This is a genomic window from Natronoflexus pectinivorans (assembly GCF_004345615.1).
Taxonomy (GTDB): Bacteria; Bacteroidota; Bacteroidia; order Bacteroidales; family Marinilabiliaceae; genus Natronoflexus; species Natronoflexus pectinivorans.
Window position 1 is genome coordinate 1 of sequence record NZ_SLWK01000013.1, and the last position, 17,308, is coordinate 17,308.

Below are 17,308 nucleotides of genomic sequence, written 5' to 3' on the forward strand. Positions count from 1 at the left end.
AACTTAAATTGTGACCGTCTATTTTTCATAAGTTTCAGTTTTTGAATTGTTTTAAAAATCGTTCAAAAACGGTCAACCTATTTCAGGACGGCACAGTTCAACAAAACTATCATTGTTGTCAGGTAAAACTTACGAGATTTCTCCCTTTGGTCGAAATGACAAGGCTTTCGTGGATTTTTGCTTTGGATGGAGTTAGTGACGGCAAAGCCGTCACTAACTCCATCCAATTAAAACCTGAGTAGCTGTCATTCCGAACGAAGAGAGGAATCTAAACTTAAATTTTTGGTTAATTCATTTATTACCCGAACACCAAATTCAAAACTTCAAACCTTAAACCTAAAACTTTGAACCTTGAACCTTGAACCTTAAACCTAGAACTTCAAACCTAGAACTTTAAACCTTAAACTTTGAACTTCAAACAAAAATCTATCGCTATGAAAAAAATAATACAAACAGAGAATGCTCCTGCAGCCATTGGGCCATATAGTCAGGCCATAGATAAGAATGGGATCTTGTATATTTCAGGACAAATACCGGTAAATCCGGCCACCGGACAAATAGTGGAAGGAGGAATTACCGAACAAACCACCCAGGTAATGGAAAACATCCGAGCCATTCTGAAAGAGGCGGGGTACGAATTTTCCGATGTAGTAAAATCAACCTGCTTGTTGACTGAAATGGAAGACTTCAAAGCAATGAATGATGTATATGGAAGTTATTACCGTTTGAATCCGCCGGCAAGAGCTGCTTTTGCAGTAAAAGCTCTTCCTATGGGTGCTTTGGTTGAGATAGAGACCATTGCAATAAAATAGTTGATTGCAATAAAAAAGGAACATCCGTGGATGTTCCTTTTTCTGTTTGTTTGAAAAACGTAATTGTTATTACTTTCTGATTATTCAGCAACCACTTCGAATTCGATGGTTACTTTCACATCACGATGCAATTTTACGTTGGCGGTATAAGTTCCCAACTCCTTAACTGCATCTTTAATGCTGATGTTTTTGCGCTCAACTTTAAATCCATCTTTTTCAAGAGCTTCGGCAATCTGAATGTTATTAACAGAACCGAAAATTTTTCCAGTTGAACTGGCTTTTGCCCCTATGGTCAGCTTCAAACCTTCCAGTTTTTCTGCAACAGCTGCAGCTTCCTGTCTAAGTTTCTCTTCCTTGTGAGCTCTTTGTCTTTGGTTTTCAGCGTGAACTTTTAAAGCCGACTCTGTTGCCAAAACAGCAAGTCCCTGGGGAATAAGATAATTTCGGCCGTAACCGGGCTTTACCTTTACAATATCGTCTCTGTGACCCAGGTTGGTCACATCTTCTTTTAAGATTACTTCCATCATGGTCTTTTTCCTCCTTAAATTATTTCATTAAATCGGTTACATAAGGCAACAGGGCCAGATGACGAGCTCTCTTTACTGCCTGGGCAACTTTACGCTGGTACTTTAAAGAAGTACCAGTTAAACGACGTGGTAAAATTTTACCCTGCTCGTTAAGGAACTTTTTCAAAAACTCAGGATCTTTATAATCCACGTATTTGATTTTGTTCTTCTTGAAACGGCAGTACTTCTTCTTCTTAATCTCTACCGACGGAGGTGTAAGATATCTGATTTCACTTTGATTTTGTGCCATGGCCTATTTCTCCTTTTCTTTTTTGTTACTTCTTCTTTTTTCACTGTAAAGCAGCGCATACTTATCAAGTTTAAAAGTTAAAAACCTGATGATACGCTCATCACGACGATAGTTCAATTCTAACTTCTGAATAAATTCAGGTTTAGCCTTGAACTCCAACAGATTGTAAAAACCTGTGGATTTCTTCTGAATAGGATAAGCCAATTTACGAAGGCCCCAATTCTCCTCATGGACAATTTCGCCTCCATCCTCCAGGATCATGTTCCTGAACTTTTCCACCGCTTCCTTCATCTGAACATCAGACAAAACGGGAGTTAAAATGAAAACGGTTTCATAACTGTTTAACATAGAAACAAATTTAAATTAAAGATTTACATTAATTGAGCCGCAAAATTATAAAATAAATATTTGAATTCAAATATTTATGAGAGGTTTAATTAATTTCCAATTGATATACAGACAAATAATCTGAAACTTATCAATGCTCGCCAAAGTATTTCATAAACTGAACCCTTTCAAACATCTCAGGGTTGTTTGGCATCATTTTTCTTCCATAAATATGCAGATCATCAATTGTTTCAATCTTGTTTTGATCCATCCATTTTTCGAGTCCGTGCAAGAAATCCATGATATAATCGGGGCCATTTTTATAAATTGCTGAAACCACCTGAACTGCTTTGGCACCGGATATCAACATTTTCAGCATGGTATCAGGGGTGTGAATGCCCGTTGAGCCCACCAGATCACAGTTTAATTTGTCGGATAGGATAGAGATCCACCGAAGCGACCAAACATAGTCAGAAGGAGCAGAATAAACCGATCCGGATACAATCTTATTATTAACCAGATCAATATCCGGGTTATAATAACGGTTAAAAAGAACCAACCCTTCCACTCCGGCATCTTCGAGCTTTTTAGCCATGTGGGCGGTATCGGTGAAAAATGGCGACAGCTTTATGGATACGGGAATCGAAACGTGCGACTTCACTTTTTTTATGATGTTGATATATCTGGCCGAGATGGTTGCAGCATCCTCATCAATTGATACAGGTAGCCTGAATACATTCAATTCGATGGCATCCGCTCCAGCATCCTGCAGCTTGGCTGCATATGAGAACCACTCACCCACCGAGCGGCAATTGATGCTTGCAATGACTTTTATGTCAGATTCCTCTTTTACACTCTTGATCAATTGAGTGGTACGCTCAAGCATATCATTTTTCAATTGATAGTCGTAATAATCAAAAAACTCCAGATTGTTTTCCTGATGTCCCAACTGATTTTTAAATGTATTCTGATATTCAAGTTGTATCTCCTCCTCAAATATGGATTTCAACACAACAGCTGCAGCGCCGTTTTTTGCCAAACGGGCAATGGAATCAGGAGTTGCGGTTAACCCGCAACTTCCAACAATCAATGGATTTTTTAACTCGATACCCAGATATTTAGTAGTGAGATTTGCCATAATGTGTTATTTTTTGGTTTGATTAGTAAGGTACTGATGCATAGATGCAGCAGCTTTGCGTCCATCGCCCATGGCGAGGATCACTGTTGCCCCTCCCCTTACAATGTCTCCTCCTGCAAAAATATCCGGAATGGAACTTTGCAAAGTATCAGGATCCACTTCGATGGTACCCCAACGACTAACCTTTAGCTGGGGTAATGATTGCGGTAAAATTGGATTGGGAGATACACCAACACTCACCACAACGGTGTCGGCATCAATGATGTATTCCGATCCGTCAACAGCCACCGGCGACCGCCGTCCGCTGCTGTCCGGTTCCCCTAGTTCCATTCTCTGAACCCGGATCTGTTTAACCTTACCTTTATCATCACCAATATATTCAACAGGGTTGTTGAGGGTTAAAAACTCCACACCTTCCTCCTGTGCATGTTTCACCTCTTCAACTCTTGCAGGCATCTCTTCAAGCGAACGACGATAGATGATTGAGACCTTTTCAGCTCCAAGGCGAAGAGCGGTTCGAACGGAGTCCATGGCGGTATTTCCGCCACCAATAACGGCTACTTTTTTACCTCTTACAACAGGCGTATCCATCCCTTGAGACGAAGCGCCCATGAGGTTTATCCTGGTGAGGTATTCATTTGAGCTTAATACACCCACCAAATTTTCGCCGGGAATATTCATAAACCGAGGTAATCCGGCACCGCTACCCACGAAAAACCCTTTAAAACCTTCCTCGCGTAAGTCATCAATTGTGGCAGTCTTTCCAACAATAAAGTTGGTCTCAAACTTCACCCCCATTTTTCGTAAACTCTCAATTTCAACATCCACAATGCTGTTTGGAAGACGAAATTCAGGTATTCCATATTTCAGAACTCCACCAATCTCATGTAGTGCTTCCAGAATGACAACTTCGTATCCAAGTTTGGCCATGTCACCAGCGAAAGCCAAACCCGCAGGCCCAGAGCCAATAACGGCCACTTTAATTCCATTTGAGTGAGCGACTTCAGGAATTGATATTTTTCCGCTTTGTTGTTCAAAATCAGCAGCAAAACGCTCCAGATAACCAATCGCTACAGGTTCAGTGCTAAGTTTTAATTGGTAAAAACAGTTGGCCTCGCACTGTTTTTCCTGGGGACATACCCGTCCGCAAACAGCGGGCAACGCATTGGTCTCCTTTAAAACTTTGGCAGCCTCTAAAAATTCTCCTCGTTCAATGTTCTTAACAAATTTTGGTATGTTAATCTCAACTGGACATCCTGAGATACAGGTAGGGTTGGCACAATCAATACAGCGGCTTGCCTCGTTTATGGCCTGCTCCGGGGTTAATCCTGAGTTTACTTCAACATAAGATCGCGCCCGCTCCATAGGAGGAGCTTCAGGCATTTTAACCCTTGCCAATGAGGTTCTCTCTTTATTCTTTTTAGCCTTACGTAAGTCGTCTCTCCAGGCAGCTGCGCGCTCCTGCTTTAAATATTCGCTATTGTTCATGCCTTTCCTTTATTTTTAGAAACACAGAGATATTGCTCGTCTGCCTTGATTTCATCTTCACGATATCCGCTTAACCTCATCAACATCTCATCAAAATCAACTTCATGGGCATCAAATTCAGGTCCGTCCACGCATACGAAACGGGTTTTTCCACCAACCGTTACACGACAAGCTCCGCACATACCGGTACCATCAACCATGATGGTATTCAAACTGGCTATGGATGGGATATTGTGCTTTTTAGTGGTTAATGCTGCAAACTTCATCATGATACCGGGGCCAATGATCACAGCCTGATCTATTTTTTCCCTGTTGATGACCTCTTCCATCCCCTCGGTTATAAGCCCCTTTTTCCCATAAGAGCCATCATCGGTCATTACAATCACCTCATCGGAATGCTGACGAATCTGATCCTCCAGTATAATTAAATCCTTACTACGGGCAGCAATCACTGAAATAACTTTGTTTCCAGCCTTTTTCAACTCTTCTACGATCGGTAACAAAGGCGCTACTCCAACACCTCCTCCACAAGCCAATATGGTTCCAAAATTTTCAACATGAGTGGCCTGTCCAAGAGGTCCAACCAAATCAGTCACCTCATCACCCACCTCCAGTTCAGTAATTTTTCGCGAGGAAACGCCTACTTTCTGGACCACTAAGGTGATTGTTCCCCTTTCAACATTCGCCGTTGAAATGGTCAATGGAATTCTCTCACCGGTATTTCCAACCCGAACCATCACAAAATGTCCGGCACGTCGTGCTTTCGCAATCCGAGGAGCTTCAATTTCCAGACTGACTACATTTTCGGAGTAATAATGCTTACTTATGACTTTGTTCATTTCTATAAAGTTTTCTTTTCAGTGTCAGAACCCTGTTTTCATCAGGATTCAGCCCTACAAACCATGTGGTAGGAGTACTATAATGTAGTTACAAAATATTATTGAAAAATATATTTCCAATGACAATTCGCATAAAAATCATGCAAAATTAGTGAATATTCATTTCTTATACATGAGTTATGCCGGAGATTAAAGTTATTTACAATCATTCTAAATACCACACCTGATTACAGAGACCATTTTTGCCGAAAACCTTTATAGCTTTATGCATTTCGCAATCTGGCCGTTAGCAATAGATAAAGAAAAATCATAAAAAAAGCCTTAAACTCAGTGAATTTAAGGCTTTAAATATGTACTAATAAAATTATCCCCCGGCTTTAACTGCATTATATCCTTTTGATAAGAGCCATGAAAGAATCTTCTCTCTGCAATCGCCTTGAATCAGGATTTCCCCATCCTTTGAACTTCCACCCGCCCCACACAAATTCTTTAAAGATTTCTCCAAATCTTTTAAATCATCAGGATGGCCTGAAAAATTAGTAACCAGGGTAACAACTTTACCTTTTCGCTGCTTTTTATCCAGCCAAACTTTTAGCTTTTGTTGGGACGGAGGAGGTGTTTCTATGTTCTCTTTCTCCTCTTCGTACTCATAATCGGGGTTGGTGCTAAAAATGATCCCACCGGAAAATTTTCGATTTCTTTTGGACATGACTATCTAAATTTTCTTTTCGGCATCGAAATAAAGAGCGGCAGCTCCAAGTACAGCAACATCCTGTTTTTCACTTACGTCTATTCGCAACTTTTCTATGGCTTTATCGAATGGATGTTTTCTTATGGTCTTCCACATATACGGTTCAAAATAGGGGAAAAACCTGGTTATATCGCCCCCTATTATGATACACTCAGGATCAACAGCGAATAAAATGGTTTTAATAAAATTTCCGAAATCATAACCAAACTGTTCTAAAATTGCCAGAGCAATTTTATCCTCCTTTTTTGCTCTTTTGAATAGCGCATTGGGCTTTAAGCCATACTTCAATTCAAAATAACTTTGAGTACAATAGTATTCATAATTATGATCCCGGTAGGAAATATAACCGAATTCTCCTGCGCCGCAGTTAGTGCCGGAATATAACCGATTATCGGCAATGATGCCCACTCCCAGTCCTTCTCCGGCAAAAATGACAGCCAAATTATTATATTTCCATCCTTTACCGTAATATTTTTCGCCAACAGCAAAGCAGTTGGCATCATTGTTCACATAGATCTCTTTCTTAAAATGTGCTTTTAATAAGTCGCCCAAATAAACCTTTCGCCATGATGGGATGTGTTCAACATTGTAAACGATTCCCTGCTCCACATCAACCATACTTGGAACCCCAATACCAATACCGGCAATTTCAGGCGTAAATACCGACTCAATGGTTTTAATCAGTTGGTTAAGAACATCCTCTTCTCCGGCGTAATTATCAATTTCAACTGTTACCATCTCCTCTACAGTATCATTGGAAACCCTCCCGACTTTAAGTATTTTTCCTCCCAGAAAAACACCAACCACAGGCTTATTTGTATGCGACAAATCCCTAAGCATATTTATAGTTGTTTTCTATTAATTGCTGTTTATTAAAATTAAGAGCAGCTGCTCCCAAAATGGCAATTTCCGGCATCTGAGAAGGTTTAATTACAAGTTTCTCAACAACGCCCGAGTACGGAAAAGTTGCCAACTCTTTTTTCATGGCTTTTTCATAATATGAAAAAGATTTGGACACCGATCCTCCAATAATAATGGCAGCAGGATCAATGGCAAATATAATACTTTTAATAGCATTGGCCAGATGTTTTCCATATTCTGCAAAAAGATTAAGCGCCTGTTCATCCCCGCTATCTGCCCTTCTTGCTACCTCAGCTCCATCCAAACCAGCCTTGTTTTTAAAAAACTGGCCACTGCAATAGAATTCATAATTCTCTTCCAAATATGGAATCATGCCAAATTCCCCGGCTCCGCAGTTTTGATCGGGTAAAAGATGTCCCCATTTTATAATTCCGGCGCCTAGTCCAGTTCCGGTTATCAAGCCCACAAAATCATCAAACTCCTTACCTGCCCCATAGAATCGCTCACCAACGGCAAAACAGTTGGCATCGTTATTCACAAAAACAGGCACCTTAAAATGATCTGATAATATGGTACCAACAGCAACCTCTTTCCATGATGGGATGTTTTGAATATCATAAACAACCCCGGTTTTGGAATCAACCACACCAGGCACACCTATTCCAATTCCTTCCACCTCAGTAGAAAAAACATTTGATATAACTTCTATCAATTGATCCATTACCTCTTTCCAGTTTTCCGTTACCGGAACAGGTGAGGCAAAGACCTTCTCAATAATGCCATCATATACCAAACCGGCGCGCATATTAGTGCCACCCAGATCTACTCCAATTAGTTTTTTATCCATCTTTTTATCATTTAGTTATTCCCACAGCCATGATTAAATGCAACTAACTATGAATGTGATGCTTTAATATCCTAAGTTACGAAAAATTTATAAGTTTAAATTTTTCATTCATGGTATCTTTTAATCTATGACTCCATCCTGTTTATTTTTGAGTAAGAAATTGAACGTAAAGAATCATTTATGATTCTTTACGTTCATACCCCTAACCAAAAACTCCCACAAAATTTGCAATCATTTTTCTTGTACAATAATGTTACTTCCCTGTAATGTAACAGTTAGACTATCACTACTAATCCCTTTTGCTCCAACAGAGCCCTTAATAACTCTTTTTTCTCCGGGCAATAAACTAATATAGTTATCATCCCAAAATACTGGTAAAACAGGCTCCATGGTATTTTTATTTACAATTTGATACTCAGCAAAAAAGGCAATTACGTCAGCCTGATTTTCAAGATTAACGGTAAAAATGAACTCATCGCCAGATTTTATTACATCGTAGCTAAAATTGACGTTTGCATGAGGCATGTTTTGGATCTGCGTGAGGTCGGCATGCTGCTTATTAGGAGTCCAATACCATGTTGTACGATCAAAATCCGGAACATCATCCACTGTTGACAACCAGTAAAAATTATTGGCAATTTCATTACCAGCATCATCTTTCAACCTGAGATCCAGGAACCAGGTGGTTGATGGAATATCTAACCCGGGCATTTCAACAACCATTTTTGCTGAATTTGCATCAATATTGGTGGTAAGAGCAGTTTCAAACATTAGGTTTGAATTCAAATCAAAAGCTTTAACCGCAACGCTCAAATTTTCTTGAGATTCCAGAAAATCGTTATTTAGATAGATATTACCGTTGCCATAATTATAAATAAGAGTAAGGGGTGCAGCAGCTTTGCGTGTTCCATAAAATGCACCGGTTGGCATAAGGTAATAGTCGAATAGTTGCCAGTAAAAAGTAGGCCATGCACTGTTAAACATCCATTGAACAACCCCCGTACTGTTATATTTATTTACAGAGAAAGCTTCAAACATCGGACGAATGGCTTCATAGTTTGCAATTTGATTAACAAACAGAAAATCCTCCAGATTATTAAACTCGCCATAGCGGGCATGAAATGCTCCCAAATAACGATCCAGATTTTCGAATTGGTTTCGACCACTGTAGTATAACCAAACATCGTCCACCGGCCATAAATGCTCCTCAGGAATCATTCTCCTGATACTGGAAAGAGGAGGAATTTGAGGACCCGGACCAACTTCGGTATTAAAACCAAAAGCTCCTCCATAACGCTCATCTATGTACCAATAAACCGGTGCAACCCAATCATAAGGCCCCTCCATTTTAACCCCGGTAGGACCACTGATAATACTCTGCCTGGGATCAGAATCTCCCATGAGCATGGCACCACCGCAATAACTTAAAATAGGTCGGGTGGTATCAGCTTTGGCCATTCTTTCATTCAGCATAACTTCCAGAGAAGGGCGAGGCAGTTTGTCACTTCCATAAGTCCAGATTGCGACACTCGGATGACGACGGTGCCACAGCACTTGGTCTCGGTAATTGTTGGCATGCAATGTTTTTGCTTCTTCCCCGCGTATTGAGACATAATCATCATGCGGAATTCCAATATACGATTCCCATTCCCAATGGGCAGTCCATCCCAGCATCAAAAGCAGTCCCAGTTCGTCGGCAGTTTCCATAATGGTTCTGTTTCTGCCCCAGAAACTCTCCAGACGAATTGAGTTCAGATTTACATGTTGCGCATATTTCAACTGATCTATAACTTTCTGATCGCTATCTGCAAGCAAAATATCATCTACCCATCCGGCACTTTTAACAATCAGTTTCTGACCATTCACTTTAAAGCCTCTATATCGGTTCTCATTCCAAAAATCCTCAATCTCCCTAATTCCAAACCGAAATTCGTCCCTGTCGGTCAGCCTATTATCCACTAAAACTTCCAGTTCCAAGTCGTATAAAGCCTGTTCACCCATGTTATTAGGCCACCACAGCCTTGGGTTTTTCATATGCAGTTCCGGAAATTGACCAGACCTAAAAAATATCTCTCTGGTTTCTCCCGGGTTTAACCGAACTTCCTTTTTCAAATTTAGATTATCAAACTTTGCAGTTATTTCAGTTCTTTGCTCAACCCCGGAATGATTGGTAAGATAGGTTGAAATGGTTACCTCAGCCTCATCCAAAGTCTCTTTATTTACTTTGGTAACAACATTTGAGTGGCGCATTGATACAGGACCTGATTGCTTTAAGGTTACATCACGCCAAATACCCATTAAATTATCTGCGGGTTTAGGATTCCAGTCAACAAAACCTTTGCTTACATCTACTCCGAATACCGGAGGGATGATTTCTATGGCCAGATGGTTTTCTCCCTGATTTATTAATTTACTTACATCAAAGTTCCATATCCCGTATGAACCTTGGATTAAATCATCTCCGGCTACTTTTTGTCCATTGAGCCAGACATTGGCCTTAAAGTTGATTCCATTTAATGTGATCTGGAAAAAGTTCTTTCCTGGTTCTTTATCTACATTAAATGTGGTTCTGTACCACCATGGTACCTGATAAGGTACTGTGTCCATTTGCTCCAGTACACCGAATTCAAACAAATCGGGAAACTTTCCGTTTTGCTGCAATCCATGCATCACGGTAGCCGGTAATGTTACCGGATACCCAAACGAACGATCAAAGTCTGCTCCCGATATTTCAGAACCGGTTGCATTCACTTCATCAGAAGAAAAAATTTGCCAGCCTTTGTCAAGGTTTCTTTCAAAAACTTTTTCATTGTAATCTGGAGTACAAGAAAACAGCATAAAAAAACTTGCCGCTGCAATTTGTAAAAAAATAGACTTCTTTTTCATATGTAAAAATTTAGTTTGTTCATTGCCTTCCAGCTAATATCAAGAAATTATCCTGCGTATTAAAAAAGCTATTAAGCATATTCAATATCAATTCTAAATGACCTCTTTTCATGTGTCTAAAATTTGTTTTTAAGTAATCACATGGAACTCGCCATCATAGTCATTCTCCTGTGTGAGAAGATTTTCTCATGGCTCGTTTCATCTGTTTAAAATTTGTTTTTCAGTTGATCCCGATTACTCGGGAGAACTCACCAATCCAGTCATTACTAATTCGACTGGGCTCAGTACATCGCCTGTGTGAGAATTGATTCTCAAGGTTCGTTTCATCCATTCAAATTGTATTCGTACTACAAAAATAGAAAAGAACTTACAAATATGCAAGCGCTTGCACTTTATTAAAAAACAATTTGTAATTGTTAGCTGTTTTCCGGTTAGCGTACTCATATTAAAACATCAATTTAGGAAAGAGTTTTAGGTTACCTGATTTCAAAACGTATTTTTTTGTCGTGCTAAAAACCTGAATGTTTGCACATTATAAAGTCAAAGGATAACTATGAATAACACTTAAATTTTAATAGTGAGACACCCACATTACAAAAACAAAACATCCATGCTGCTAAATATGTGGGCATTACGAAATCAACAAAATAAATCATCCGGAACTCATGATTTATAATTTTTAAATCATTCAGATATTTATGAAGTCCATACAAGAAAAACCTTTATCAATTATATTAATATGCAGACTAAATAGTCGACTCCAATTTATTTTAGTTAAATGTATAGTAGAAGGTCTTTAAAATTATGTGACCACGAAAGAAGCTGTATAATTGAATGTTACATTGCAGAAGATTCGCAAAATTTTTAAACATCGCCCTCTCTGTATTCTCGCAAACGACACAATCTCATGCTATCAGTTCGAGCCCAATAGATTAAGTTGCTTAATTTATTCAAGATCTGTTCGTATGCTCATAGAACAATACAGAAGGTTTAAATTCAAATAACAATATCACTGTTGTCCGACTAAGATTATTTTTTGATAATCATATAATAGATTTCTCGCTTCGCTTATAACGACAAGCTGTTACGTTGTGAGAGGTGAAGGGGTTATTGCGGCGAAGCAGCAATAACCCCCTCACCTGCCTTGACCTCCTGAAAGTTTCGTCATTTCGAGCAGAGCGAGAAATCTAAATTAATTAGCCGGTCAGTAGTGATATCCTAAGAAGAAATATGGTCAAGAATTATAATGGAGGAAAAGCTAACACAATCTGATTTAGGTTAATTACCTAAAAGAACTGCTTCTAATAATAAGTTGAATAGGTTTAATGATGGTTTGAACATCAATTGATTCACCTAGGCACTGTTCAAGAATTAGCTGCATAGCACTCCTACCCATTTCATTTCCAGGCACTTCAATAGACGAAAGTGAAGGTACAATGTACTCATGAGCCGGATCATCTCCAAAAGCAACAAAAGAGATCTCTTCCGGCACTCTTAAACCAGACTCTGTAGCTATTTTAGTTGCTACTAATCCGGTGTGACTATCCGAAGTAAAAATTCCATCAGGAGGTTCTGGCATTGACATCCAAACTTTCATTGCTTCCTGCACATCTCTTGTTGACAAGTCTGTCGACAAATGATATTTTGCATGTATCGGAAGACCTGCCTTTTGCATCGCGTCTAAATATCCTTTAGATCTCTCCTTAAAAACAGGGCATCCCATGGGACCTCCCAAGTGTGCAATGCGTTTGCAGCCGGATCGAACAAGGTGTGAAACAGCCTGAAACGCACCTTCATGGTTATCTACCACAATTTTGGGACAATCTAGTTCATAACTTACCCTATCAATCAGAACCAGAGGAATTCCGTTTTTAAGAATTTTTGAAAAGCGAGTAACATCTGATGTTTCAAGCGACAAACAAGCAATGATACCATCAACTCTGGTTGAGTTGAATAAAGTAAGAATGTCCTTTTCCCTTTCGGCCAGTTCATTTGTTTGTGCAATAATGATGCGGTAGCCCGCATCATAAGCAAGTTCTTCGATACCGCTAACAACCTGACTGAAAAAATGACGATTAACCGAAGGAACCATCACCCCGATGATATTGGTCTGCTTTCTGGAGAGACTGGAAGCCACCATATTAAGATCATATCCTAATTCAGCAGCTTTATCTCTTATCAGATCCTTGGTCTTTTCGCTGATTTTATTACTGTTATTTAATGCACGGGAAACTGTGGATGGAGCCACATTCAATTCCCGTGCAATATCATTTATGGTGATGGTTGTTTTAGCCATTTACTTCATTATCTGAAATTTTCGGTAAAATTATTAATTACGATTTTCAAAGTTAAAAAATTACCGCAAATAAAAATGAAGCACTATTTAAATATATCATCATTACCGGTATACTCAAACCAATGGTAATTAGCACTAATTCCACCTTCAGAACTTTCGGTTGTTTTAGTGTAGAGTCCAAACATGCTTCCGATAAAACCGCCGGCAGTTTCCGTACTTAAAAAACGAGCATCCTGCTCTTCACCTATTTGGAACCATGTGTCCCCATCATAGGAGAAAAAGAACCGGTATACATCAACGTCAGAATCAATTCGAAGATACAATTTTTCAGCTAAAGAGTCAGACAGTGTTTGTGTGGCCAGAACGACCATCTCGTCTTCAATGGCATTTGGTACAGATTTATACAAGCTAATAACAGGTTGATTGTCCTTCAACGATTGAGCAAGATAATAATAACGATGTTCATTTTGCAAAACAGCCAAACCTGCATGCTGCCCCTCACCCTCCGGTTTAAATTCAAGTGATGTGGTTGCCTTACAAACCATATGTTGTTGTCTTCTTCCCAGAAATGAAGGGTTGAAATGTTTTATTGTTGATGCAGGTAAAAGGCTCATATTTAAAACTCCTTTTTCAGGGATTAAATTAAACCATGAAGACTTTGGTGTGCGAATTTGCACCCATTTGAAGCCCAGACTTGGTTGATCAAAATCATCACGCACCGTGAAATTTCCATGTAAAGGTTTGGCGACGCGTTTATCCTTCAAAGCTGCATCAAACTCAAATTGGAAAGGAATCACTTCCGATTCAGGGTTGATAACCGGCCAACCATCTTCGGTCCATTCCACCTTAGACATAAATGTTTCGCGTCCTGTGTTGTAGTGGTTACCATCATAAGGACGACAAGCCAAATAAACGGCCCACCAATTTCCTTTTAAGTCCTGAATCATATCTGCATGGCCTGTGGAAGTTATGGGGTTTGGGCGATTTGGATCCAGATGCATCTGGGTTAAAATCGGATTGTTTTCCCAAGGGATGTATGGCCCCCAAATATCTTCACTTCTAAAAATCACCTGACGATGGTTCACACTAGTTCCACCTTCGGCAGCAGAGAGATAGTAATAATCTCCAACTCGATAAATGTGAGGCCCTTCAATCCAAACCGGTTGCTCGGAAATATCCACGCCTCCATCAACAAGAATCGATTGATCGCCTACCACCTGCATTTTTTCAATATCTATCTCAAACATCCTGATTGTTCTGTGACCCTCATACAGAGGTTGATCATCAGGCGCATCGCTGTTATAAATCATATAAGTTTTACCACTTTCATGAAAGAAAAGTGATGGATCAATTCCTATTACTTCCGGAAAAAAATAGGGGTCAGACCATGGGCCGGCTGGATTTGTGGCAGTCACTACAAAGTTCCCACGTCCATAAACTTCAGTACAAGCAACATAAAATGTTCCGTCATGATATTCAATGGTTGGCGCAAACATTCCAGCACCTGCTAAACTAAGGCTATCAAGTTTCATCTGATCCGGTCTGTGCATTACATGACCAATCTGTTCCCAATTGATCAGATCAGGACTGTAAAAAATTGGTATCCCCGGAAAATATCCAAAAGTTGAATGTACCATGTAATAACCATTAGGGCCTTTACATACGCTGGGATCGGGATAAAACCCAGGTAAAATTGGATTGTTTACCTCAACCGTTTCAAATGGTGATGTACACATTGTAAACGCAATAATAATTAACAATGACGACAAGAATGTTTTAGCTTTCTTAAATATCATAACAAATAGTTTTTAAGTTTCGCAGACGTGAGTAATTCTATATTTTTTTTAGCCCATAAAGTATGATAACGATTTTACGTGCCATGTAATAAGTTTAAAAAAGAAAAAACATTCTTTTTATATTTCAAAAAAGAATGTTTAAAAGAATTTAGAGTTCTATCGAACATTTAAAGTTGTTCTTACCGGCACCGGCATTCCCAATTCCACACTCCGCTCAGTGGGCAAAGCACCACCAATAGCTATTGTATAATCACCGGCATCTATAGTTTCCTTCCCGTAGTCATCAATTAAAACAAGCATATCTTTGTCTATTTCAAATACTACTTCGCGCGACTCTCCAGGCTCAAGAAAGATCTTTTCAAATCCTCTAAGGGAGAACAATGGCGTTCTTGTGACCCTGGAAGGCGGATTTGTTATATAAAGTTGTACAACTTCAGAAGCAGCCATGTTTCCAATGTTTGTAACAGTAGCCCTTACTGTTGTCTTTCCATCACGTCTGATGCGACGGTCCGCAAGGCTAATGTCAGAATATTCAAAACTGGTGTAACTAAGGCCATAACCAAAGGGGTACATAGGTGACTCTTTCATATATCGGTATGTGCGCCCCTCCATTGAATAGTCTTCATAGGGCGGCAGTTGATCCAGGGACATTGGATATGTAACAGGAAGTCTCCCTCCAGGTGCTGCATCGCCAAACAAAACATCGGCAACAGCATTTCCTCCTTCTTGCCCGGGATACCAGACCAACAGAACTGCGTCAGCCAGTTCATGAACCTCTTTAAGGTTCATTGGACTCCCTCCAACAATGACTGCGACGATTTTATTATTCTCATTTCGGGTAAGTCTTCTTAAATAGTCCAACTGATTTTCCGGGATGGAATAGTCCAAACGATCACCGTAATAGGGTGAAGCGATAGCTTCTCCTTCCTCTCCTTCCAGTAAGTTTGTTATACCCAAAACTAATATTGTTACATCACTAACACTTGCACTGCCGGTTGACCAATCAATTGGATTCACATTAGGCCTGTCCAGAAGAATGGCGGGTCGATATTGTACTTGGCTACCGATTTGGACCCTTCCTGCAATGCCTTCCAGAATTGTTACATATCGGTCGTTTACTCCATAATAATTACCTATTAGAGCATGTATACTGCTTGCATTGGGACCTGTGACAAAATAGCGCGATAAATCATCCCTCAAAGGCAAAATGCCATTGTTCTTCAACAAAACCATTGATTCAACTGCGACCTCACGAGACAAAGCCCTGTGGGTTGAAGAATTTAAAACGGTATCAGGGATATTGGCATAAGGGTTGATCTCTTCAGGATCGAACATTCCAAGCCGAAAACGGGTAGATAAAAGCCGTGATAAGGCCACATCAATTTGATCTTCTGTGATTAATCCTCGTTCTACAGCAGTTACTAGATTTGGATTATATACTGACCCACACTCTAAATCGACACCATTTATCAGTGCTAATGCTGCTGCTTCAACAGCATCTTCTGCAACATTTATGCTGGTAAAAAAATCGTTAAGAGACCAACAATCTGTAACAACATGTCCCTTGAACCCCCATTTATCTCTTAATACTTCATTGATTAAATAGTTATGCGCACAACAAGGTTCTCCATTGGTACTGTTATAAGCACACATTATGGCTTCAACTCCAGCATCTACCAAGGTCTTAAAGGCAGGCAGATATGTTTCATACAAATCCTTTGTAGAAGCTATGGCGTTAAATTCCCTTCTTCCATGCTCTGGCCCGCTATGCACAGCGTAATGTTTTGCTCCAGCAGCAGTTTTAAGATATCGGGGATGATCACCCTGTAATCCCTTTACATAAGCAGTCCCAATGAGACCTGTTAAAAAAGGATCTTCTCCATATGTTTCCATACCCCTCCCCCATCTGGGATCTCTGTAAATGTTGATGTTAGGTGCCCAAAAAGTTAAACCGCCATATCTCAAACGAATATCCCGACGAGCCGCAGCGTGATGCAAAACTCGTGCTTCATCGGATACTGCTGTGGCAACTCTTTCTATCAACTCCGGGTTAAAGGTTGCACCCATAGCAATAGACTGTGGAAAAACGGTGGCTATACCGCTTCGAGCAACCCCATGCAATGCTTCGTTCCACCACTCATATTCCTGAATATTAAGATGAGGAATAGCAGGGCTGGTATTTGCCATCTGCGAAACCTTCTCCTCCAGTGTCATTCGTGATAGCAAATCGTTGATTCTTACGTCTATCTCTTGATTGGGATCTAAATACAATGGATTATCTGCAAAAAGGGGAGCAAGCAGAAAAAAAAGGATAATCAGGGAGTAAAAACTTTTCATAACAGAAATGTTTAAAAGGACTGAAGGGGTAAAAACAACATAAAAATAAGAAAACCACGGAGTGAAATAATCTCATTAGCACCTATAAAGAGCATATAAACACAATTTCACACC

14 protein-coding genes are annotated in these 17,308 nt (G+C 39.7%); 1 reads left to right on the forward strand and 13 read right to left on the reverse strand.

The features are described 5' to 3' along the window. Positions 1–434: 434 nt before the first annotated feature. Entirely contained in the window at positions 435–812 is a 378-nt protein-coding gene (locus tag EV194_RS14015) for a RidA family protein (RefSeq protein WP_132434668.1), read from the forward strand. Between the two features lie 80 nt (positions 813–892). Here the strand turns inward: EV194_RS14015 and rplI are convergent, their stop codons facing one another. The 13 genes from rplI to EV194_RS14080 form a co-directional block, all read right to left on the reverse strand. Next, positions 893–1,339, reverse strand: a complete 447-nt coding sequence (rplI, locus tag EV194_RS14020) for a 50S ribosomal protein L9 (RefSeq protein WP_243699422.1) — start codon at positions 1,337–1,339, stop codon at positions 893–895. A 19-nt stretch (positions 1,340–1,358) separates the two neighbouring features. Continuing rightward, positions 1,359–1,628 (reverse strand): 30S ribosomal protein S18, encoded by a 270-nt coding sequence (gene rpsR / locus EV194_RS14025; protein ID WP_079558751.1) that lies wholly within the window; start codon positions 1,626–1,628, stop codon positions 1,359–1,361. Positions 1,629–1,631: 3 nt separating this feature from the next. Further along, a complete protein-coding gene (gene rpsF, locus EV194_RS14030) occupies positions 1,632–1,976 on the reverse strand; it encodes a 30S ribosomal protein S6 (RefSeq protein WP_132434669.1) in 345 nt (114 codons plus the stop codon). Between the two features lie 130 nt (positions 1,977–2,106). Beyond that, on the reverse strand, positions 2,107–3,093 hold the full coding sequence (locus EV194_RS14035; protein ID WP_132434670.1) for a dihydroorotate dehydrogenase-like protein: 987 nt from the start codon (positions 3,091–3,093) through the stop codon (positions 2,107–2,109). Positions 3,094–3,099: 6 nt separating this feature from the next. Further along, positions 3,100–4,581 (reverse strand): NADPH-dependent glutamate synthase, encoded by a 1,482-nt coding sequence (gene gltA / locus EV194_RS14040; protein WP_132434671.1) that lies wholly within the window; start codon positions 4,579–4,581, stop codon positions 3,100–3,102. Then, on the reverse strand, positions 4,578–5,420 hold the full coding sequence (locus tag EV194_RS14045) for a sulfide/dihydroorotate dehydrogenase-like FAD/NAD-binding protein (protein WP_079558755.1): 843 nt from the start codon (positions 5,418–5,420) through the stop codon (positions 4,578–4,580). Before EV194_RS14045 ends, gltA begins: the two co-directional genes overlap by 4 nt. A gap of 364 nt (positions 5,421–5,784) precedes the next feature. Next, positions 5,785–6,129, reverse strand: coding sequence for a translation initiation factor (locus EV194_RS14050; protein WP_132434672.1), 345 nt, complete (start codon positions 6,127–6,129; stop codon positions 5,785–5,787). 6 nt (positions 6,130–6,135) lie between these two features. Then, the gene (locus tag EV194_RS14055) at positions 6,136–7,011 is read right to left on the reverse strand and encodes an ROK family protein (RefSeq protein WP_132434673.1); all 876 of its coding nucleotides are present in this window, start codon (positions 7,009–7,011) and stop codon (positions 6,136–6,138) included. After that, the gene (locus EV194_RS14060) at positions 7,004–7,879 is read right to left on the reverse strand and encodes an ROK family protein (protein ID WP_132434674.1); all 876 of its coding nucleotides are present in this window, start codon (positions 7,877–7,879) and stop codon (positions 7,004–7,006) included. The genes EV194_RS14055 and EV194_RS14060 overlap by 8 nt, the downstream gene beginning before the upstream one ends. A gap of 231 nt (positions 7,880–8,110) precedes the next feature. Beyond that, the gene (locus tag EV194_RS14065; RefSeq protein WP_132434675.1) at positions 8,111–10,765 is read right to left on the reverse strand and encodes a glycoside hydrolase family 2 protein; all 2,655 of its coding nucleotides are present in this window, start codon (positions 10,763–10,765) and stop codon (positions 8,111–8,113) included. A gap of 1,282 nt (positions 10,766–12,047) precedes the next feature. After that, entirely contained in the window at positions 12,048–13,061 is a 1,014-nt protein-coding gene (locus EV194_RS14070; protein ID WP_132434676.1) for a LacI family DNA-binding transcriptional regulator, read from the reverse strand. Between the two features lie 83 nt (positions 13,062–13,144). Continuing rightward, positions 13,145–14,857: a glycoside hydrolase family 43 protein gene (locus EV194_RS14075; RefSeq protein WP_207916059.1), complete on the reverse strand. Its 1,713-nt coding sequence runs from the start codon at positions 14,855–14,857 to the stop codon at positions 13,145–13,147. Between the two features lie 156 nt (positions 14,858–15,013). After that, the gene (locus EV194_RS14080) at positions 15,014–17,194 is read right to left on the reverse strand and encodes a glycoside hydrolase family 3 N-terminal domain-containing protein (protein ID WP_132434678.1); all 2,181 of its coding nucleotides are present in this window, start codon (positions 17,192–17,194) and stop codon (positions 15,014–15,016) included. Positions 17,195–17,308 lie beyond the last annotated feature (114 nt).